Annotated in this window: 14 protein-coding genes; 10 read left to right on the top strand and 4 right to left on the bottom strand. The window is 74.2% G+C overall.

Features of this window, described 5'->3' with window-relative positions; genetic code table 11:
• The first annotated feature begins 138 nt into the window (after positions 1-138).
• On the top strand, positions 139-1035 hold the full coding sequence (locus ADK60_RS07765; protein ID WP_053644342.1) for an MBL fold metallo-hydrolase: 897 nt from the start codon (positions 139-141) through the stop codon (positions 1033-1035).
• A 112-nt stretch (positions 1036-1147) separates the two neighbouring features.
• Here the strand turns inward: ADK60_RS07765 and ADK60_RS07760 are convergent, their stop codons facing one another.
• A complete protein-coding gene (locus ADK60_RS07760; RefSeq protein ID WP_053644340.1) occupies positions 1148-1948 on the bottom strand; it encodes an NAD(P)-dependent oxidoreductase in 801 nt (266 codons plus the stop codon).
• A 64-nt stretch (positions 1949-2012) separates the two neighbouring features.
• Between ADK60_RS07760 and ADK60_RS07755 the strand changes: the two genes are divergently transcribed.
• Complete coding sequence (locus ADK60_RS07755; RefSeq protein ID WP_053644337.1) at positions 2013-2918, top strand: LysR family transcriptional regulator; 906 nt, start codon at positions 2013-2015, stop codon at positions 2916-2918.
• Between the two features lie 42 nt (positions 2919-2960).
• Here ADK60_RS07755 and ADK60_RS07750 read toward each other — a convergent pair whose 3' ends face one another.
• Positions 2961-3221, bottom strand: coding sequence for a hypothetical protein (locus ADK60_RS07750; RefSeq protein WP_045941922.1), 261 nt, complete (start codon positions 3219-3221; stop codon positions 2961-2963).
• Between the two features lie 181 nt (positions 3222-3402).
• On the opposite strand from ADK60_RS07750, the gene fxsT reads away from it, so the two are divergent.
• Positions 3403-8220, top strand: coding sequence for an FxSxx-COOH system tetratricopeptide repeat protein (gene fxsT / locus ADK60_RS07745; protein ID WP_234370982.1), 4818 nt, complete (start codon positions 3403-3405; stop codon positions 8218-8220).
• 190 nt (positions 8221-8410) lie between these two features.
• On the top strand, positions 8411-12385 hold the full coding sequence (locus ADK60_RS07740) for a non-ribosomal peptide synthetase family protein (RefSeq protein ID WP_053644334.1): 3975 nt from the start codon (positions 8411-8413) through the stop codon (positions 12383-12385).
• A 118-nt stretch (positions 12386-12503) separates the two neighbouring features.
• On the opposite strand, the gene ADK60_RS07735 is transcribed toward ADK60_RS07740, so the two are convergent.
• Entirely contained in the window at positions 12504-12860 is a 357-nt protein-coding gene (locus tag ADK60_RS07735; protein ID WP_053644333.1) for a hypothetical protein, read from the bottom strand.
• A gap of 431 nt (positions 12861-13291) precedes the next feature.
• Between ADK60_RS07735 and qcrB the strand changes: the two genes are divergently transcribed.
• A complete protein-coding gene (gene qcrB, locus ADK60_RS07730; RefSeq protein ID WP_053644331.1) occupies positions 13292-14944 on the top strand; it encodes a cytochrome bc1 complex cytochrome b subunit in 1653 nt (550 codons plus the stop codon).
• A 106-nt stretch (positions 14945-15050) separates the two neighbouring features.
• Here qcrB and ADK60_RS07725 read toward each other — a convergent pair whose 3' ends face one another.
• Positions 15051-15479, bottom strand: a complete 429-nt coding sequence (locus ADK60_RS07725; protein WP_053644329.1) for a hypothetical protein — start codon at positions 15477-15479, stop codon at positions 15051-15053.
• Between the two features lie 341 nt (positions 15480-15820).
• Here ADK60_RS07725 and ADK60_RS43130 point away from each other — a divergent pair, with 341 nt between their 5' ends.
• The 5 genes from ADK60_RS43130 to ADK60_RS43120 all read left to right on the top strand — a co-directional run bounded on the left by ADK60_RS43130 (position 15821) and on the right by ADK60_RS43120 (position 20541).
• Positions 15821-16246, top strand: a complete 426-nt coding sequence (locus tag ADK60_RS43130; protein ID WP_053644327.1) for a hypothetical protein — start codon at positions 15821-15823, stop codon at positions 16244-16246.
• Entirely contained in the window at positions 16243-17367 is a 1125-nt protein-coding gene (locus ADK60_RS43125; RefSeq protein WP_053644325.1) for a polyprenyl synthetase family protein, read from the top strand. The genes ADK60_RS43130 and ADK60_RS43125 overlap by 4 nt, the downstream gene beginning before the upstream one ends.
• A gap of 191 nt (positions 17368-17558) precedes the next feature.
• Positions 17559-18230, top strand: coding sequence for a cupin domain-containing protein (locus tag ADK60_RS07710; protein ID WP_053644323.1), 672 nt, complete (start codon positions 17559-17561; stop codon positions 18228-18230).
• Positions 18227-19375 carry a hypothetical protein gene (locus tag ADK60_RS07705; RefSeq protein WP_053644322.1) on the top strand — a complete coding sequence of 383 codons (1149 nt, stop codon included), beginning with the start codon at positions 18227-18229 and terminating at the stop codon, positions 19373-19375. The genes ADK60_RS07710 and ADK60_RS07705 overlap by 4 nt, the downstream gene beginning before the upstream one ends.
• On the top strand, positions 19372-20541 hold the full coding sequence (locus ADK60_RS43120) for a hypothetical protein (protein WP_053644320.1): 1170 nt from the start codon (positions 19372-19374) through the stop codon (positions 20539-20541). The genes ADK60_RS07705 and ADK60_RS43120 overlap by 4 nt, the downstream gene beginning before the upstream one ends.
• Positions 20542-20557: the final 16 nt, after the last annotated feature.

Raw genomic sequence — 20557 nt, 5'->3', positions numbered from 1 at the left:
GCAGAATAGCCCCAGCGGCACACCAGTGAGCCGATCTCGTATCGGATCGAGCCATTCACGCATTGAACCGCTCAGTAGGCCACTCCTAGGATCGGACTCGTCGACGGAACGACATCGCGTACCACCACGGGAGGGACCATGGAACGGATCGTGCTCGGCGAGGCCGAGGTGCTGAGGGTCAGGGAGTGGGAGGGGGCGTTCATGCCCTCCGCCGACATCGTGCCCGGGGCGACGCCCGAGGACTGGGAGCGGAACGCGGAGCTGCTCGCGCCCGACCACTGGAACCGCGCCGACGACACCCATGTCGGCGCCCTGCAGAGCTGGGTGGTCCGCCACGGGGGCCGCACCGTCCTGGTCGACACCGGGGTCGGGCACCGCCGGCAGCGCCCGCACAACCGGCTCTTCCACGAGCGGGACAGTGACTTCCTCGACCTGCTCACGGCCGCCGGCGTGCGGCCCGAGGACGTCGACGTGGTGGTCAACACCCATCTGCACGCCGACCACGTCGGCTGGAACACCGTCGAGCGGGACGGTGAGTGGGTGCCCGCCTTCCCCAACGCCGTCTACTACCTGCCGGCCGCCGACCACGCCTCCTTCGCCCCGGACGGGCCCGGGCGCGCCGGTCCGGCGACCCGCCAGGAGGAACGGCGGCTGCTCTACGCCGACAGCATCGAGCCGGTGGTCCGCTCGGGCCGGGCGGTGCTCTGGACGGAGGGCGTCCGACTCGACGGGGCCCTCACCCTGGAACCCGCGCCCGGCCACAGCCCCGGTTCCTCGGTGCTGCGGCTCGACTCGCGCGGCGAGCGGGCGGTGTTCGTCGGCGACCTGCTGCACAGCCCGCTCCAGCTGACCCGACCCGAGTGCAACAGCTGCTTCTGCGAGGACCCGGCCCTGGCCGCGACCACCCGTCGCAGCGTCCTCGAACGGGCCGCCGACCAGGGCGAGTTGGTCGTCCCGGCGCATTTCGCCGGGACGGGCGCCGCCGAGGTGCGGCGCGAGGGCTCCGGCTTCACCGTCACCCGCTGGGCCGGCTGACGGCGACGGCCGGGGCGCTCGTCCTCCCCCGAGGCGGACGGACACCCCGGCCCCGGGCCGGCCCTACCCGAACCGGCCCCACTCCCGACCCTCGACCCCCGACCCTCGACCCTCAGCCTCCGGCGCGAACCGCGTCCACCCAGCGCGCAAGATCCAGCTCGGCCAACTCCGGGTGGGCCAGCAGCCGTTCACGCACCGCGCCGAGCACGGGCCCGCCGCCCGCCAGCGCGAGGTCCTTGGCGGCCAGCCGCACCGGGAAGTCGGCGTCGACGGCCCTGGCCCGCGCCACCAGCCCCCCGAGCGGCCCGGCGGCGAGCACCCCGTCCGCCAACTCCTCTGGCAGGCCGAGCGATCCGGCCAGGGCCAGCGCCTCGGCGACCACCGCCACTCCCCCGACGATCGCCCCGATCGCCACCAGCTTGAGCGCCGCACCGGCCCCGGGTCCACCGCAGTCGACCACCCGGCCGAGCCGCTCCAGCACGGGTCGGACCCGCTCCACGTCCACCGGCCCGCCGCCCACCAGCACGGTCAGCCCGCCGTTCCCGGCCGGGCCGACGCTGCCCAGCACCGGCGCGTCCACCAGACCCACGCCGTCCGGAAGTTGTGCCCGCACCTCGGCCACCGCCGCGGGACCCACCGAGGACATCTCGACCCACACGGTGCCGGGCGCCAGCTCGGCAATGATCTGCCCCGCGACGGCCGTCAGCGCCGCCGGATCGGCCAGCATGGTGACCACGACGCCCGCGCCGCGCACCGCCGCCGCCGGATCCGCGACCTCCACCAGCCCCTCCACCGGCTCCGGCACCCGGCCGGGCGTCCGGTTCCACACCGTCAACGGGTAGCCGCCGGAGGCGAGTCGACGGGCCATCGGGAGCCCCATCCGGCCGAGGCCCAGAAATGCGATCTTTTCCATGGCTCCACGCTAGGAACCATCGAGCCAGGCGACAAGCGAATGTCTCGCATGGTAACCATGCGGAATGGACATGGCCTGGCTCGACGTCTTCCGCACCACCGCCCGCCTGGGCTCGTTCACCGCCGCCGGTGAGCAGCTGGGGTTCACCCAGTCCGCGATATCCCGTCAGATCGCCACTCTGGAAGCCGAGTTGGGTGTCCAGTTGTTCGACCGGCTGGCCCGCGGGGTCCGCCTCACCGAGCACGGCCGGACACTGCTGCCGCACGCCGAGGCACTGCTGGACCGGCTGGACGGCACCCGCCGCGACCTCGCCGCGCTCACCGGCCTCGGCCTCGGCCGACTGCGGATCGGCGCCTTCGACAGCGCCAACGCCGCCCTCGTCCCGGCCGCGCTGGCGGCCTTCCGCGCGGCGCATCCGGGGATCGGCATCTCCCTCTCCGAGGGCCTCTCGGCGCACCTGCTCGACCGGCTGCGGGACGGCGCGATCGACCTCGCGGTGGTCGCCGCCTACCCCGGACACCCCTACGACACCGAGCTGTTCGACCTCCGCCCACTGGCCGAGGACCCGGTGCTGGTGGCCCTCCCGCCGGACCACCCGCTGGCCGGCCGGGAGCAGCTGCGGCTCGTCGAACTCGCCGACGAGCCCTGGATCGCCGCCAGCAGCCGGGCCGAGTCCACCCTGCTCGCCGCCTGTGTCCGCAGTGGCTTCCGGCCCCGGATCGCCTACGAGGTCGGTGCCTGGACGGCGAAACTCGGCCTGGTCGCCGCCGGGTTCGGCGCCACCCTGATCCCCGGCCTGGCCGCCCGCGCCACCCGCCCGGACATCGCGCTCGTCCCGCTCCACCCCGAGGACACCCCGGTCCGCCTCGTCCGCACCGCCACTCTCCGCGCCCGATCCGCGCCTCCCGCCGTCACCGCCTTCCTCCCCCACCTCTCCCGGGCGGCGGCCGCCGCCCCGCCCCGGGCTTGACCCAGGCCCGGGACGGGGCCGCCCCCTCCACCCGCGGCACCGTCACGACCGGCCCCGCCGCCGCGGCCCCGCCGGAGGATCGACCGGGTCCGGGCGGCTCCCGGTCAGCAGGACGGACAGGGTCGCCGTGTGGGTGCGCAGCAGGCTGACGACCCGCCGGTCCCCGTTCCGGAGGAAGGGCAGCACCAGCAGCGCGGGCACGGTCGCGAGCACGACCACCGCCAGGACGGGGGTGAGCAGGGCCACCAGCAGCACCCGCTGCAGCGGGCCGAGCACACGTGGGACGAGGGTCAGCACGGTCATGTCGGATTCTCCGTTCCCGCCGGGACGGCCCTCCCGGCTCGGGTCTGCGGGAACGACCGTGACAGGCCCGCGAGTTCATCGCCGTTGTTCACCGGGAGACCCCTGACAACCGGCCGAACATCCGGCGGTTGTTCGGCGATAATGCCGAACAACAGCGGTCGGGCGGGGTCCGGGGGGACGAGTGGCACAGGCGAACCGGGGCGGGCGCCCGTTCGGCCCGATCCGGGCGGAGAGCCCGGAGGCGGAGGAACTCGCCGACTTCCTCCGGCACCTGGTGGTGACCGCCGGGCGGACGGTGGCGGACATCGCGCGGACCGTCGGCCGGGCACCCGGCACCGTGAGCGAGAACCTCTCCGGCCGGGTGCCCACCGAACAGTTCGTCCGCGCCCTGGTGGCGGCCACCAGCCGTGACCCGCGCGACCTCGGCCGGGCCCTCAACCTCCTGCGGGCCGCCCGCGACCCCGCCCCACCGCGCGCCCGCCCCGGCCGTGCCCTGCCCGGCGGCGGCCTTCCCGGCGGAAGCGTGGAGGAGCAGCACGGCTATCTGGAGACCCTCTACAGCCAGCTCAGCCAGGCCAGGGGCCAGCGCGACGAACTCCAACTGGCCCTGGACAACACCGAGAAGGTCGTCACGGTCCTGCTGTTCATGCTGGCCACGCTGCAGCACCGGGTCGGCGAGCTGACCGAGGAGCGCAACCGGCTGCTCGGGCACCGCGCGGAACTCGCCCGGCTCCGCGCGACCCAGCAGCGCCTCGTCCACGCCCACGACCGCGAACGGCGGGCGATGGACGAGCTGCTCCGGGCCGAGACCCGGCGCACCGAGGTCGAAGTGCTGCTCTCCCAGGTGCTCGACCAGATGGGCCGGCTGACCGAACGGGTCGCCCTGCTCCAGGACGCCGACGGCGGGCGGCCCGGCGACCACCGGACGGACCGTCCCCTCGCCCCCGCCGAGAGCACGGACGACCCGATCGGCGAGGACATCGACCGGGCACTGGAGCGCCTGGGCGCGATCAACGAGGAGGGCGACCGCACGGTCCGGCGCCTCGCCGACGCGTGGGACGCCCGGGCGTCCGCGCCGCCCGAACCACCGCTCCGCCGCCCCGCACCGGGACCGGCGCCCGGCCGCACCACGCCCAGCCACACCACGCCCAGCGCCAACGGCCGGGTCGTCACCTTCTACTCCTACAAGGGCGGCAGCGGTCGCACGACGATCACAGCGAACTGCGCCTGGATCCTGGCCGCCAACGGCTTCCGGGTGCTCGCCGTCGACTGGAACCCCGGCGCGCCGGGCCTGCACCACTACTTCCGCCCGTTCCTCGAACCCGAGGGCACCGACACCGTGGGCCGGGACCTCGTCGGCCTGCTCGGCCGCTCCCTGGACACACCCGAGAACGGGACGGAACACCCGGCCTGCGTCCTCGACCACATCCGCCCGCTCCGCTGGTCCGGGTTCCCCGGCGACGGGCGGCTCGACCTGCTCGCGGCCGGTCCGGCAGGCTCGACCGTCGGCGGCTCGGCAGAGGACCTCCTCGCCCGGGCCGGGGCGGAGCACTTCGTCGAGACCGTGGGCCAGGACCTCCGCCACCACTACGACTACGTCCTCATCGACGCCCCCAGCGGCCTGTCCCATGCCGCCGAGTTCTGCACCGTCCGCCTTCCGGACGACCTGGTGGTCTGCTTCACCATGAATGCCCAGTCCATCGAGGGTGCCGCCCAGGTCGCCCGAACGGTCCACGGGAGCGACCGGGACGAGGGCGTCCGGGTGCTGCCCGTGCCGACCCGCGTCGACGACGGCGAGAAGGAGAAGGCCGACGCCGGCCGGGCCCACGCCCGGATGCACTTCGACGGACTGCCGGCCGGCCTGGCGGGCGAGGAACTGACCCGCTACTGGGCCTCGGTGGAGCTGCCGTACCGGCCGTTCTACGCCTTCGAGTCGATCCTCGCGGCCTTCGCCGACCAGCCGGGCCTCGCAAGCTCCATGCTGTCCGCCTTCGAGCGGCTCGTCTCCGTGCTGACCGACGGCCGGGTCACCGGCCTCCCGCCGGTGGACGAGGAGCTGCGGCTGCGCCACCTGGACGCCTTCACCCGCCACCGGCCGGCCGTTCCCGAGGAACTCCTGCTCTTCTGCCTCGACGCAGACCGGACCTGGGCGGACTGGATCGGAGCGGTCCTCACCCGGGCGGGCTTCCGGGTGACGACCGACGCCGACGCCGAGGCCGAGGCCGGGACCAGGACCGTGGCCGTCCTGTCCGGCGCGTCCCAGAACTCGCACCGGCTCGGGGAGTTGTGGGAGTCGGTGGCGGAGTCCGACCCTGCCGGCGACCGCGGACTGCTGGTCCCGGTCCGGGTCGACGACATCCGACTCGGCCCGCCGATCAGCCACCGGAACCCGGTCGACCTGGTCGGCCGCGAGGAGCAGGAGGCCGAACAGGTCCTGCTGGCCGCCCTCGGACTGCGTGATGCCCCGGCGGCGGAACCGGGCGACGGCGCCCCGCGCTTCCCCGGCCGCCGCCCGGCCGTGTGGGAGGTTCCTCCCCGCAACCAGCACTTCACCGGACGCTCGACCGTCCTGGACCGGTTGCGCGACCGATTCGGCGGCGGGGCCGGGACGACGCCGACCGGTGTCCAGGTGCTGCTGGGTCTCGGCGGCATCGGAAAGACCCAGATCGCCATGGAGTACGCGCACCGCTTCGCGGCCGACTACGACCTGGTGTGGTGGATCGACGCCGAACAGGCCGAGCTGATCACCGTCGCTCTGGCCGAACTGGCGGCCCGGCTCGGCCTGCAGGTCGGCGACTCCCTCAGCGCGGCCATGGAAGCCGCTCTCGACACGCTGGGGCGCGGTGAACCGACCTCGCGCTGGCTGCTGGTCTTCGACAACGTCGACGAGGCCGACAGCATCGTCCGGTACCTGCCCGGCGGCCCCGGTCACGTCCTGCTCACCTCTCGCCACTCCGGCTGGTCGAGGCGGGCCGAGGCACTGGAGGTCGACGTCTTCGGGCGGGCCGAGAGCGTCGAGCACCTGGCCCGTCGCCTGCCCGACATTTCACCCGAGGAAGCCGGGCAGGTCGCCGAGGCGGTCGGTGACCTGCCGCTGGCGGTCGAGGTCGCCTCCGCCTGGCTGGCGGAGACCGACACCACCGTCGCCGCCTATATCGCGCAGTTGCGCGCCGAGTCCGCCCGGGTGCTGTCCATGGCCACCGCGCCCACCGACTACCCCACCCCGGCCGGCGCCACCTGGAACATCTCCATCGCCCGCCTGCGGGAACAGTCCCCGGCCGCCGTCCGGCTGCTCCAGCTCTGCGCGTTCCTGTCCGCCGAACCGATCGCGATGCCCCTTGTCTACAGCGACGAGATGGTCCGCGCCCTTGTCCCGTACGACGCCGACCTCGGCGACCGGTTCATGCTCGGCTCGGTGATCCAGGCCATCAGCCGGTTCGCCCTGGCCAAGGCGGATCCGGGCCGACAGACCCTTCAGGTCCACCGGTTGGTCCAGTCGGCGCTGCTGGCCACCTTGGCCGAGGACGAGCAACGGGCCGCCCGCCACGCGGTGCATCTGGTGCTCGCGGGGGCGCGACCCGTGGTCGGCGAGACCGACGACCCGGCCAACTGGCCCGCCTACGACAGGATCTGGCCGCACCTGATGCCCTCGGGGGCCCAGGACAGCGACTACCCCGACACCCGGCTGCTCCTCATCGACCGGGTCCGCTACCTCCGGACGCGCGGGGACCTGGACGCGGCGCTCCAGCTCGGCCGGACGCTGGACGCGCACTGGGGCACCACATTGGGCGAGAACGACCGGCAGACGCTGGTGCTCCGCTTCCACCTGGCCGCCGTCCTGCGCTCCCGAGGCAACTACGCCGAGGCCCTGGCCCTGGACGAAGGCGTGCTGGAACGCCAACGGGCCACGTTCGGCGAACACCACGCCTACACCCTGATGACCGCCGGATCGCTCGCCGCCGACCAGCGGGCCACCGGTCGTTTCGAGGCCGCGTTGGCCCTCGACCGCGAGACCCTCGAACAGTTCCGCGAGCTGTTCGGAGACGACAACGCACTCACCTTGTCCACTGCCAACGACCTGGCACTCGACCACCGCCTGGTCGGCGACCTCGAAGCCGCCCGCGCCCTGGACCGGGAGACCTTCGAGCGGCGGGCGACCGTCCTCGGCCCGCTCCACCCGGCCACCCTGGTCAGCAAGGCCAACTGGGCCCGGGGCCAACGTGAGCTCGGGTACTACCGGTCCTCGTTGGAGGCCCTCCGGGAGGCTCACAGCGCGCTCCACGAGGTCCTCGACCAGGACGCGCCGGAATGCCTGGGCGTCGCCGACTCCCTCGCCGTCGGCCTGCGACTGGTCGGCCGGACCGACGAGGCCCGGCAGCTCGCCGAGACCACGTACCGCCGCCATCTGGACCGCCACGGCCCGGACACACCCGCCGCACTGGCCTCCGCGCTCAACCTGGCAGCGGCCCTCGGCGCGTCCGGCGACCACGAGGCGGCCCGGGACCTCGCGAGCAGCACGCACGAAGGCCATCGGGAGCTCTTCGGCCCACAGCACCCCTTCACCCTCGGCTGTGCCGCCAACCTGGCGCAGTACCGGCGCCACTGCGGCGACCTCGCAGCAGCGGTCCGGCTCGGGCACGACGCGGTCCGCGGACTGACCGGCACGGTCGGTCCCGACCACCCCGCCACCCTGAACGCCATGATCGTCCTGGCCAACTCCTGCACAGCCGCAGAGCAGTACAAGCAGGCCGAGGAGCTCGGGCGGGCCGCCCTCCGGGGGCTGTCCGAGCGGTACAGCCAGGAGCATCCCGACACCGAGATCTGCCGTGCGAACCTGTCCGTCACCCTGCACCGCCAGGGCCGCCACCACGAGGCCGCCGAGCTGTGGGCACAGGCGCTGACGGCGCTCACCGGGCTCCTGGGAGACGCGCACCCGCATGTACGGGCCGTTCTCGAACGGCGGCAGATCGACCGGGACCTCGAACCGCAGCCGTTCTGACCGGGCCGGGACCGCGCCCGGGACGACCGGGACCGGCCCGGGACGCGGGCAGGACCGGCCCGGGCCCGAAGGGGGACCGGGAGACGGCCACCGCCCCAGGTTTTCGGGACAGCGGGTGGCCGACCTTGGAGGTCACGCCCGGTCCACGCGCCGGGCGGCCCTATCGGCCCGAGCCCAGGGGAACCCCGTCATGACCGCACAGCCCGTCCTGTTCGCCACCCTTCTCGACGCCCGCCGCACCGTCTGCCTGCCCGACCTGCTCCGCGCCCAGGCGGCCGCCCGCCCCGACGCCACGGCGGTCACCGCTCCGGCGGAGACCGGCACGGGCACCGGCACCGGCACCGGCGCCGGCGCCCGGCTGAGCTTCCGCGAGCTCGCCGCCGCCGCCGACGCGCTCGCCGCGCACCTGCACCGGCTGGGCGTGGCCACCGACGACTGCGTCGGCCTGTACACCGAGCCGTCCCTGGCCCTGATGACCGGTGCCTGGGGCATCCTGCACGCGGGCGCCGCGTACCTGCCGCTCTCCCCCGAGTACCCGGAGGAGCGGCTCCGCTGGATGATCGAGTCCAGCGGGACCAGGGTGGTCGTCGCCCAGGAGCACCTGCGGTCCCGGCTGGCCGAGCTGGTCCCGGCCGGCACCCGGATCGTCACCGCGGCGGACCTCCCGGACCGGGACGCCCCGCCGGAGCCGGGCGGGAGCACCCACATCCCGCACCAGGCCCACGCCCCGGCCGGCCCCGCCCCCGAGTCGCTGGCCTACGTCATCCACACCTCCGGCAGCACCGGCCGCCCCAAGGGCGTGATGATCGAGCACCACAGCATCGTGTCGCAGCTGCGCTGGCTGGCCGACGCCGGCCATCTGGGCCCGGACACCACCGTGCTGCAGAAGACGCCGATGAGCTTCGACGCGGCGCAGTGGGAGATCCTCGCGCCCGCCACCGGAGCACGGGTGGTGATGGGCGCGCCCGGCGTCTACCGGGACCCGGAGGGCCTGATCGACACCGTCCTGGCGCACGGCGTGACCACCCTCCAGTGCGTGCCGACCCTGCTCCAGGCCCTGCTCGACACCGAGCGGCTGGCCGACTGCACCGGCCTGCGCGGGCTGTACTCCGGCGGCGAGGCGCTCTCGGTCCGGCTGGCCCGGGCGCTGACGGCGGCACTGCCCGGCGCGGAGCTGGTCAATCTGTACGGCCCGACCGAGTGCACCATCAACGCGACCGCCCACCGGATCGACCCGGAGACCCTCGGCGACGGCGCCGGTTCGGTGCCGATCGGCGTGCCGGTGGACCGCACCCGCTGCTTCGTCCTGGACGAGGAGCTGGCGCCGGTGGAGGTCGGCGTGACCGGCGAGCTGTACATCGGCGGCGTCCAGCTGGCCCGCGGCTACCTCAACCGGCCGGATCTGACGGCGGAGCGCTTCGTCGCCTCGCCCTACCTGCCGGGCGAGCGGCTGTACCGCACCGGCGACCTCGCCGAGTGGAACCCGGACGGCACCCTGCAGTGCGCCGGCCGGGTGGACAACCAGGTCAAGCTGCGCGGCTACCGGGTCGAGCTGGACGAGATCGCGCTCGCCGTCGAGGAGCACCCCTGGGTGCGCCGGGCCGCCGCGGTGGTCACCGACGACCCGCGCACGGGCCACCGCAACCTGGTGGCCTGCGTGGAGCTGAACCCCAAGGAGGCCGCCCTGATGGACCAGGGCAACCACGGCGGCCACCACCGGTCCAAGGCCAGCAAGCTCCAGGTCCGGGCCCAGCTGTCCAACCCGGGGCTGCGCGGCCCGGCCGAGCTGGCCGACCGGACAGTGGTCGAACTGCCGGGGCGCCGGGAGACCGACCGGCAGCGGCGGGAGACCTTCGCCCGCAAGACCTACCGCTTCTTCGAGGGCGGCCCGGTCAGCCGGGAGGACCTGCTGGCGCTGCTCGCCCCGCCGCGCCCGGCCACCGCGCCGGGCCGGCCGGCGGCCGCTGTCACCCTCGCCGAACTCGGCCCGGTGCTGCGCTGGTTCGGCCAGTTCCACAGCCCGGAGCGGCTGCTGCCGAAGTACGCCTACGCCTCCCCCGGCGCCCTGTACGCCACCCAGCTGTACCTGGAGACGGACGGCTCGCACGGCCTCGCGGCGGGCGTGCACTACTACCACCCGGTCGACCACACCCTGGTCCGGGTCGGCGACCGGGCGGCCGGGGGCGCGCCGCTCGCGCTGCACTTCCTCGGCCGGCGCGGTGCCATCGAGCCGGTGTACCGCAACAACATCCAGGAGGTGCTGGAGTTCGAGGCCGGCCACATGCTGGGCGTGCTGGAGGAGGTGCTCCCGGAGTACGGGCTGGCGGTGCGTCCGCTGGGCCACGAGCCCTCGGTCCAGCGGCGGCTGGACGTCGCCGAGGAGGACTACTACCTGGGCAGTTTCGCGATCGTCCCGGAGGACGGACGGCCGCACCGGGAGGACACCGAGCTGTTCGTCCAGGCTCACCCGGGCGGGGTCGACGGCCTGCCGGCCGGCCTGTACCGCCTGGAGGGCGGCGAACTGACCAGGATCTCCGACCAGGTGGTGGAGTCCCGGCATGTCATCGCGATCAACCAGCAGGTCTACCGACGGGCGGGCTTCGGCATCACCGCGGTGAGCCGGGCCACCGAACCGTGGCTGGAGTACATCGGCCTGGGCGTCCGGCTGCACCGACTGCAGCGCAACGGACTCGGCTTCGGGTTCATGTCCTCCGGCTACAGCTCGAAGAGCGGCCACCCGCTGCCCGCCGCCCGGCGGATCGACGCGGTGCTGGCCGGGTGCGGCATCCCGGGCGGCGCGTCGTACTTCTTCCTCGGCGGCCGGGTGAGCGAGGAGCAGATCCGCAGCGAGGGCATGCGGGAGGACGCCGTGCACATGCGCGGCCCGGCGGAGCTGATCAGGGACGAGCTGGTGGCCCTGCTGCCGGACTACATGGTCCCCAACCGGGTGCTGGTGCTGGACGAGCTGCCGCTGACCGCCAACGGCAAGGTGGACGCCAAGGCGCTGGCCACCGCCGAGCAGGTCAGGGACGCCGCCACCGGTGCGCCGTTCGTGGCGCCGGCGACGCCGACCGAGCGGCGGCTGGCCGGGATCTGGGCCGCCGCGCTGAAGTACGGGACCGTCTCCACGGCGGACGAGTTCTTCGCGGCGGGCGGCAACTCGCTGATCGCGGTGGCGCTGGTCAACCGGGTGAACCGGGAGTTCGGCACCCGGCTTCCGCTCCAGGTGCTGTTCGAGTGCCCCCGGCTCGCCGAGCTGGCGGCCAGGATCGACACGGCCGGGACCGATGCGGCCGGGACCGACAGCGCAGGGACCGACGGCGCCCCGGACGGCGGGGAACCGGCCTCCCGGCTGGTGCCGCTGCACCGCGGCGGCGCCGGCGACCCGGTGTTCTGCTGGCCCGGACTGGGCGGCTACCCGATGAACCTGCGTCCGCTCGCCGGGCGTTCGGGCCGGCCGTTCTACGGCGTCCAGGCGTACGGCATCAACCCCGGGGAGACGCCGTACCCGACCATCCGGGAGATGGCGGCGGCCGACCTGGCGCAGATCAGGGCGGTCCGGCCGGAGGGCCCGTACACCCTGTGGGGGTACTCCTTCGGCGCCCGGGTGGCCTTCGAGGCGGCCTGGCAGCTGGAGCGGGCCGGGGAGCGGGTGGCCGCGCTGATGCTGATCTGCCCCGGCAACCCGGAGCTGCGACAGGCGGACGGGGAGCGGTACGGACGCGAGTCCTCCTACCGCAATCCGGCGTACCTGACCATCCTCCACTCGGTGTTCGCGGGCTCGGTCGGCGGGCCGGGGCTGGCCGAGTGCCTCGCCGAGGTGCGGGACGAGGACGGCTTCGCCGCCTTCGTGCACCGGAAGCTGCCGGAGCTCGACGAGGAGCTGATCCGCCGGGTGGCCCGGATCGTCGGGGAGACCTACGAGTTCGAGTACACCTTCCGCGAGCTGGCCGAGCGGCGGCTGTCGGCCCCGGTGACCGTCTTCAAGGCCACCGGTGACGACTACTCGTTCATCGAGGGCAGCTCCGGCTGGTCGGCCGCCGCTCCGGCCACGGTCCGGCTGGCCGGGGACCACTACGGCGTGCTGCGGGAGCAGGGCGTCGACGAGCTGGCGGCCGCGATCGCCGCCGCCACGGGCGGGAGCGGGGCCGGGAACACCTCCTGACCCCGCGACCGGAGGCGCCCGGGGACCGTCGGAACCGGTCCCCGGGCGCCTCGGCGCCCTCACCGACGGGTGCGGCCTGCTGGCTGTGCGTCGAGCGGACCTCGGGCAGTCCCCCCGCTCACCCCCACCACTGCTCGGGCACCCCGGCCGGCCCCAGACCGTCCTCGCCCGGGGCGTCGGGAGCGGCGACCCGGACCGGACGGGAGCCGGTGACGAGCAGTCCGTCCGGGCCGGCCGTCGCGACCCGGTAGCCGGACTCGCGCAGTACGGCGGCGACCGCGCCGGTCACCGCGGCCCGGATGCCCTCGGCGGGCGGCGGCTGCTCGGCCGCCGCCTGCTCGGCGGGCGGCCAGTCGATCAGCACCCCGTGCGGGCCATGGCCGATCCGCAGCCCGGAGGGCCCGCGGTCGATGTCGAAGCCGGCCCGGGCCAGGTCGGCTGTCACGTCCTCGAAGAGTTCCCGGTGATCCACCATTGGCGCAGCGTAGGCCCGGTCCCGCACCCTCCCCGGGCACGGCGCGCGCCAGAACGCCCCGGCGCGTCGTCAACAGCACCCGAGCGCAGCATCGGAGCGGGGCGGAGGGGGCCTGCGAACGCCCCGTCACAGCCCCGACACGGCCGACTCGCGGCCGGCTCACGGCCCGGTCGCTGCCCCGGGACCCCCCGGACGGGCCGACACGAGCGGCCGGACGGGCCGATGGACGTGCACAGTCGGCGCGCTCCCGACAGCATGACAGAGTAAGCGCTCCATCACTTTGAGCAACGGGGGCGGCGGGTCGCCGGATCCGCGCGCCGGACTGACGGCACCCCCGTATCGAGAGGTCCGATGATCACATCACTCCACCGGCCGGCCGTGACGCGGCCGGGCGTCCAGGACATGCCGCGGCGGACACCGGGGAGCCCGTCGTGAGAGCCGACCAGCAGTCGACCCCGGGGCCGGTCACCAGCACCCGCGCGGCGCCCGCCAACAAGGCGGAGGCGCTCGTCGACTGGGCCGACGGACGGCTCGGAATCTACGGCCTGTCCAAGTCCAATCTGCGCAAGATCTTCCCGGACCACTGGTCCTTCATGCTGGGCGAGATCTGCCTCTACACCTTCGTCATCATCATCCTGACCGGGGTCTGGCTGACGCTCTTCTTCATCCCGTCCATGGGCGAGGTGACCTACGCGGGCTCCTACGTTCCGCTCCAGGGCATCCCGATGTCCGAGGCCTTCGCCTCGACGATGCGGATCAGCTTCGACATCCGGGGCGGCCTGCTGATCCGCCAGATCCACCACTGGGCCGCGATCGTCTTCGTGGCCGCGATGTTCGTGCACATGATGCGGGTCTTCTTCACCGGCGCGTTCCGCAAGCCGCGCGAGATCAACTGGATGTTCGGCGCGGGCCTGCTGATCCTCGGCATGTTCGACGGCTTCATGGGCTACTCACTGCCCGACGACCTGCTCTCCGGCACCGGCATCCGGTTCATGGAGGGCGCGATCCTCGCCGTACCGATCGTCGGCACCTACCTCATGTTCTTCATCTTCGGGAGCCAGTTCCCCGGCCACGACATCGTGCCGCGACTGTTCACCGTGCACGTCCTGCTGATCCCGGGCATCATGCTCGGGCTGCTGGTCGCCCACCTGATCCTGGTCTTCTACCACAAGCACACCCAGTTCGCCGGGCCCGGCCGGACCAACAACAACGTGGTCGGCATGCCGCTGATGCCGGTCTACATGGCCAAGGCGGGCGGCTTCTTCTTCCTGGTGTTCGGCACGGTGTCCGCGATGGCCGCGATCGCCACGGTGAACCCGATCTGGCTGTACGGCCCGTACCGCCCGGACCAGGTGTCCACGGACGCCCAGCCGGACTGGTACATGGGCTTCTCCGAGGGCCTGATCCGGATCATGCCGGGCTGGGAGATCGGCCTGTGGGGCCACACCCTCAACATGGGCGTGTTCGTCCCACTGATGATCTTCCCGCTGGTGCTGGTGGCGATCTGGTCCTACCCGTTCCTGGAGGCCTGGATCACCGGGGACCGGGGCGAGCACCACATCGCCGACCGGCCCCGCAACGCGCCGGTGCGCACCGCGTTCGGCGCGGCCTGGATCAGCCTCTACCTGGTCCTGCTCGCCGCCGGCGGCAACGACCTGATCGCCACCCACTTCCACCTGTCGATCAACGCGATCACCAACGCCACCCGGATCGGCTTCTTCGTGGCCCCGGTGATCGTCTTCGTGATCACCAAGCGCTGGTGCCTGGGCCTCCAGCGCCGGGACAAGGAGAAGGTGCTGCACGGGCGGGAGACCGGCGTCATCAAGCGACTGCAGCACGGCGAGTTCATCGAGGTGCACGCGGCGCTCCCGCCGGAGCGCCTGCACACCCTCACCGCGCACGACCAGCCGCAGCCGTTCGAGCTGCCGGCCGAGGTGGACGAGAACGGCGTGGCCCGCAAGGCCGGACTGCTGGCCCGCACCCGGGCCAAGCTGGCCCGCGGCTTCTACGGCGAGGGCAGCCAGATCGCCAAGCCGACGGCCGAGGAGCACCAGGAGATCAGCAGCGGCCACGGCCACCACTGATCCCGTCCGCCCCGCCGTCCGCGGACCGCACGACCGGGCCCGCCGCACACCCTGGTGTACGGCGGGCCCGGTCGTGCCGGCGGTGCGTCGGCCGGGCCGGCGGTCGTCAGCCGTGCAGGGCGACCGGGACGACGGCGAGCAGGGCCACGGCGAACACCACCGAGAGGCACACGGCCGCCCAGCGGGCGCAGATCCGGCGGCACTCGGCGCGGTAGCGGGCGGCCAGCGCGCGGCAGCGGCCCACCGCGCGGTCGACCACCTCCTCCGCGTACCGGAGGCGGTCCTCGGCGTACGCCTGCTCCAGGGCCTCCCGGTCGTCCGGTCCGAGCCAGGGGAAGCGGTCGGCGAAGGCCCGGGCGTCGCGCTGGGCCGCCGCGACCTCCGCCTCCCAGGCGAGGTAGCCCTCCAGCCGGGCGATCTCCGGGCCGGGGTCCACCGCCGGCCGGTCCGCGCGCGGGCCGGGCGGGCGCCCGGTCCGCCGCTTCGCCTCCGGCCGGGCGTCCCGCGCCTTCGGCGGACGCTGTCTGCCACCCATGACCGCTCCTTCTCCTGTGCCGTCCCGTACTGTCCGGTGCTGCTGCTGTCCTCCACCCCCTGGCGGATCGCTCCGCAATCAGGCAATCACTATCAGTGACCAGGTGGGCGGGCGACCCCGACTCGCCGGGCTGCCCGGACCGCACCCGGCGCGCGGGCGCGGCCGCGCGCCGGGTCGACTCCGGCGCACCCCGGACCAAACGCACACCCGGCTCCTCCACCGTGACGCCGTGGACACGCTCCGCACACAGCCGTGTACCATCGGCGATCGGTACGGCGCCCCGCCGCGCGCCGACCCGGACCGCCCCGGCCCCGGCCGGGGGGCGAACCAGGAGGTCAGCCATGCCCGACGCCGGTCGGTTCAGCGAATTGGGCGAGCAGGGCTCGCGCGCGGTCATGGAGGCCGCGGCCGTCCTGGAACGGGAGCTGTCCGCCGGGATCACCGACGCCAAGGCGGCGACCGCCCGGCTGACCGGCGAGCACCGGGTCGACCAGGAGGAGTTCGACCGCCTGGTGGGCCGGGTCTCGGAGAACACCCACCAGCTGATCGACGCGGTGAGCGAGCGGGTCCTCGCCAGCACCACCGGCGAGGTGTCCGAGCAGGCCCAGCGGCTCGCGGCCAACGCCCACGACGTCCTCGACCTGCTGCTCGGCCTGAGCTCACTCGCCCCCGGCCTCGCCAACCAGGGCCTGCGGAACGCCTTCGGACCGCAGGGCGACCCGCGGGCCGCCGACGGCGCGGGACCGGACGAGCGGCCCCGGGGGTGACCACCGCGGCCGGACGCCCCGCCGTCGGCGCGCCGCTGGTCGAGCGCGTCCTGGCCCGGTACCGCGAGCGCACCCTCGCCGAACTCCTGCGCCACATCCCCGAGCAGAGCCCGCCCTACCTCTACGACCTGGCCGCCGACTACCCGACCCGCCCCTGCAAGGGCCTGCGGGCCGCGCTCTGCCTGGCCACCTGCGCCGCGTTCGGCGGCCGGCCCGAGCGGGCCCTCAACCCGGCCGTCACGGTGGAGCTGTTCCACAACGGCTTCCTCGTCCACGACGACATCCAGGACGGCAGCGAGCTGCGCCGGGGCGAGCCCACGCTGCCCGCCCGGTACGGCGTGGAGGTCGCGCTGAACGTCGGCAACGCGACCAACCTGCTCGGCCTGCGGCGGGTGATGGCCAACCGGCGGGCGCTCGGCGGGGAGCTGGCCTGGCGGCTGTTCGAGGAGACCGAGCTGATGTGCCGCCAGTCCCTGGAGGGGCAGGCCATGGAGATCGCCTGGATCCGGGACAACGCCTGCGGGCTGACCAGTGCCGACTACTACCGGATGTGCCTGAAGAAGACGTCCTGGTACACCTTCCTCTACCCGTGCCGCTCCGGCCTGCTGGTCGCCGAGGGGGCCGGTACGGACGCCGCCCGGCTGGACCGGTTCGGCTGGTACCTCGGCGCCGCCTTCCAGATCCAGGACGACGTGCTCAACCTGGTCGGCGCGGCCGAGGAGTACGGCAAGGAGATCGCCGGGGACCTCTGGGAGGGCAAGCGGACGCTGATGCTCATCCAGCTGCTGGAGCGCGCCACCCCGGCCGAACGCGCCCGCGCGGTGCGGCATCTGAGCCTCACCCGGTCGCAGCGCGGCCCCGAAGCGGCCGAGGACGTGGCCTGGCTGCTCGACCGGATGACGGCCTACGACTGCGTGGCCCACGCCCAGGAGGCGGCGGCCGGACTCGTCGCGGCCGCCGCGCGGGAGATCGAGGCCGTGCTGGCCGGGGCCCCCGCGGCGGCGGACGGCGGGAGCGAACGGAGCGACGGGGGCGACGCCGAAGAGGCGGCCGAAGAGGCCGCCGAGGCCCGCGCGTTCCTGCTGGCACTGCCCGACTTCGTGGTGGCCCGCGGCCGCTGACCCGTTCCCCGACCCCCGTTCGACGGCCCCCGTTCACCGCCCCTTCCTGCCGGTCCCGTCCGCCCCTGGGCGATGTCACCCCGTGTGCGTAAGATCCGGAACGTCGGTCCCGGACGGCGGGAACCGGCCGCGCGACGCCCCGCGTCACGGGGGGTGACGTCGCAAGGGTCGAGCTGGGGGTGGGGTGGCCGATGTCCGTACGATCGGGGCTGCGGGAACTCGAAAGGCTCGCCGGGCGGCTGCCGGCCGGGGCGGAACTCTACCGGCTGCGGCCGGACGGCCGGGTGCTGCTCGCGGACCGGGACGGCGCACGGGAGTTGGGACCGGAGGCCGCGCACGGGCCGGCCGGCGAGGAACTGCTGCGGTTCATCGACGAGGGCCAGTTCGCCCACTACCTGGTGGGTGACGCCAAGACCTCGCCGGAGCGGCCCTCGAACGCCACCTACAAGCTGGGCATCGTCGCCCCGCGCAGCGCGTTCACCCCGCACGCGCACGGCGGCGAGCACCTGGTACTCAGCCTCGGCCACGCCGCCTGCGGGCTGTACGACGCCGAGCGGCGCCGGGTGGTGGAGGTGCCACTGACACCGGGGCTGCTGATACGGATACCCGAGCTGATGCCGCACTCCTTCGCCAACCGGGGCCGCGAGCCGCTCAACATCCTGGCCGCCAACACCGGGTACGGCATCGACCACGAGGACTACGCGATCACCGCGGCCGAGGCCGAGCGCCGGGCGGAGACCGAACTCGCCGAGGCGCTGCGGGCGGTGGAGCACGGGCAGCGGATCGGCACGGTCGGCCGGCGGGAGCGGCTGGCCGCCGGGCTGCGGCGGCTGGCGGCCGCGCTGGAGGAGTCCACGCGATGAAGTGCCCGCGCTGCGAGACCGAGCTGCCCGGGAAGATCCGCACCGGCCGCACCTGCTGGAGCTGCCGGCAGCGGTTCGCGCTGGAGCCGAAGTACACCCGGGGGCTGCACGACCTGCGGCTGCGACGCACCGTCGAACGGCTGGGCGACGGCGGCCGGGTCGTCCTGACGGTCCAGCAGCTCCGCTGGGCGCACCACGAACGCGGGCGGCCGCCGGTCCGGCCCCGCAAGGACCCTCCCGGCCGGCCGTCCGAGCCCCGGTTCGAGGGCGTCGGCGTGCTCGCCTTCTGCCTCGGCATGGGCACCGGGCTGGTCACCGTCGCCTACTTACTGGCCACCCGGTTGCCGGCCGCGATCATCCTGGCGGCCGTGGCCGGGTTCTTCGGCCTGGCGATGCTCGGGGCGATGGCGCAGGACGCGGTCCGGCTGCTGCGGCGCAAGCGGATCAGGGCCCGGTGGGAACTGGCCGAGCGGCAGTGGCAGTTGCGGCGCGAGCTGCTGCGGCGGCAGGAGGACGCCTGGACGACGCCGCTGGACAACCGCCCGGACTGGACCGACGCGGAGTTCCGGATCAAGGTCCTGAACCCCTGGGCCGAGGTCTACGGCGGCCTCCCGACCGGGGTGGTCGAGGACTCCGCCGTCCGGCCCTCGGTACCGGACGGGTCGCCGGTGCTCGCGGTGCTCTGCCCGGACCGGACGGTCACCGCCTTTCTGCACGCCAACACCTTCGCCGTGCGCTACCGGGCGGTGATCGTCGCCTCGGCGGCCGAGCTGCCGGACGACCTGCCCGTGATCGTGCTGCACGACGCCTCCCCGCAGGGCCTGCTGCTGGTCCGCGAGACCAGGGCCGCGCGGCCGGCCGTCCCGGTGGTGGACGCCGGACTGTCGGCCCGCACCGCGGTGGCGGCCTGGGACCGGGCCGTCCACCTGTACGAGCACCAGGAGCGCAAGCCCTTGGAGGAGCTGCTGGCGCGGCTGCCGGGGCTGTCCGAGCGGGAGCACAACTGGCTCGCCAAAGGGCTGTGGAGCCCGCTGGTGGCGGTGCCGCCCAAACGGCTGCTGACGATGGCCGAACGGGCCGCCGAGCGGGCGCTGCACGGAAATGTCGGATTCCTCAGCTGGCCGGTGCCGGAGGTACCGCGATGATCTGCCCGCACTGCTCGAAGAACCTGATCCAGCGTGAGCGCACCAAGCGCCGTTGCTCGTTCTGCCGCAAGGAGTTCGCCCTCGACCCCAAGCTCGACGGCCTCGGGCTGCACGACGTCCGGATCCGCAAGGTCACCGAGAAGCTCTCCGACCAGGGCCGGCTGACCGTCACCGACGGGCAGCTGGCCTACGCCCTGCAGCACCGGGGGCGGCCGCCGCAGCGGTTCCGGGGCGACAGGAACAAGGCGACCGGGCTGCTCGTCCCCGGGCTGATCGGGCTCCTCGCCTCCCTCGCCCTGCTCGACTCCGGCTTCGGCCAGCTGCTCGTCCTGGTCGCGCTGCTGCTGATCGGCCTCTCTATCCGGCAGTTCATGCTGGTCGGAGTCCCCGCGCCCGACATCTCGGTACACTCCCGCTGGACCGAGGACGACTTCCGCAGCACCGTGCTGGACCGGTGGCGGGCCACCTACGGCGCCCTGCCGCCGGGGCTGGTGGACGGCCGACTGGTCCCGCCCGGGCCGCCGCCCGCCGCCCCGGCCCTCGCCCTGCTCTGCCCGGACCGGACGATCACCGCCTTCCTGCGCGCCAACGGGTACGCCGAACGCCACCGCGCGCTGCTGGTGCACGACCTGCGCGAGGTCCCGGCCGGACTGCCGCTGGTGGTGCTGCACGACGCCTCGCCCCAGGGCCACCTGCTGGCCGCCGACGCACGCGCCGCCCGCCCCGGCCTGCGGGTGCTGGACGCCGGGCTGTCGGTGCGCACCGTGCTGGTCGACGAGACCAAGTACACGCTGCTGCGCGACCTGCACCGCCCGGAGGAGCTCTACGTCCGCCTGCAGCGGGCGGTGCCCGAGCTGACCGGCAGCCAGCGGACGTGGTTCGCCGAGGGCTGGTGGACCCCGCTCGCCGCGCTGGCCCCGAAGCGGCTGCTGGCGATCGCCGACCGGGCCGCCGAGCGGATCACCGCGCCGCCGGCACCCCGGGCCCCGTCCGCGCTGCGGACCGGACCGGTGCGCTCCCCGGCGGCGGGACGGCCGGAGAACCCGCTGGAGACCCGTCGCCGGGCGCTCGCCGTCGGCTTCATGAGCTGGCCCGAACCCGAGGCGGACGACGCGCCCGGCGGGGCCCGGCCGGACGGCCCGGACCTCGGCAAGGGCCCCGCGTGAGCGCGGGGACGACGAA

Source organism: Streptomyces sp. XY431 (assembly GCF_001279805.1).
GTDB classification, from domain to species: Bacteria; Actinomycetota; Actinomycetes; order Streptomycetales; family Streptomycetaceae; genus Kitasatospora; species Kitasatospora purpeofusca.
This window is presented reverse-complemented; position numbering and strand designations above follow the sequence as displayed.